Consider the following 937-nt stretch of genomic DNA (forward strand, 5'->3'; position numbering starts at 1 on the left):
GCACCTTCCCGGCGCCGGCCGAGGAGGTGAATGACAACCAGAGCAACAACAACCAGACCGCCAGCGCCGACCAGAAAACCATCCAGGGCGGTCTCGGCTGGATCAGCGACCCCTACGGCATCCCCTGCATCGCCGGTGATCGCCGATCCAATGCCAAGGAGTACCTGGGCAATCAGAGCCTACTCACGGCTGCCGGGGCCGGCATCGCCAAGCTCCTGGACGCCGACGAGAACAACACCAGTACCGTCTTCAGCGGCAACGGCACCAGCTTCGGGACGACCGGAACCAACAGCAACTCGGCCCTCAACAGCATCCTCTCCGGCGGCGTCAGCGACATCCGGCAGTGGATGAACAAGCTGTACGGCGAGGCCTTCGCCGCCGTCTACGTGCAACCTGGCGCACGGGTCGCCGTGCATCTCGATCAGCAACTGGCGATCGACTACGAACTCAAGGGCCGCAAGGTCGACTACAGCTCTGGAGCCGCTCATGCAACAGCAGACCTGGACTAACCCCCTTCTTCGTCTCTGCGCCGGCCTGGCCTGCGCGCTAACCCTGGCAGCGTGCTCCACCAGCAAGGAGGAGATGCTGCCCCACGGCGAGGCCAACATGCTCGACGTCTGGGAACAAGGTGCAACCAGCTCGATAGGCAACAGCCGTGGCCGGCTACTCCTCGATGCCAGGCAAACGCTGCGGCGCCCGATCAATCCGCAGCAGGTTGCCTCCGCGAACGACCAGGCCGACTACACCCGCACGGCCAGCAACGAGATCCACAGCCAGTTCAAACGACTGCCCAATCCCGACCTGGTCATGTATGTGTTCCCGCACCTGGCCGGCAGCGATCCCGCCCCGGTACCGGGCTATACCACCGTGTTCCCCTTCTACCAACGAGTCCAGTACGCCATGCCGGGCGAGCGCACGGAGGACTACTAATGAGCCT

The 937-nt window shown here is 64.0% G+C and carries 1 protein-coding gene and 1 pseudogene; both read left to right on the top strand.

Going from position 1 to position 937, the window contains the following annotated elements; genetic code table 11:
* Window positions 1–509, top strand: a pseudogene (locus JHD77_RS30535) (TIGR03752 family integrating conjugative element protein); the annotation flags it as partial.
* Window positions 487–930: a TIGR03751 family conjugal transfer lipoprotein gene (locus tag JHD77_RS30540; protein ID WP_003121022.1), complete on the top strand. Its 444-nt coding sequence runs from the start codon at window positions 487–489 to the stop codon at window positions 928–930. The pseudogene JHD77_RS30535 and the gene JHD77_RS30540, both read left to right, overlap by 23 nt.
* The last annotated feature ends 7 nt before the right edge of the window (window positions 931–937 follow it).

The organism is Pseudomonas sp. P20 (assembly GCF_016463925.1).
Lineage (GTDB): Bacteria > Pseudomonadota > Gammaproteobacteria > Pseudomonadales > Pseudomonadaceae > Pseudomonas > Pseudomonas aeruginosa.

Bases quoted from the DNA above. Each gene is read 5' to 3' on its own strand.
- JHD77_RS30540 (WP_003121022.1), top strand. From the start codon at position 487: ATGCAACAGCAGACCTGGACTAACCCCCTTCTTCGTCTCTGCGCCGGC.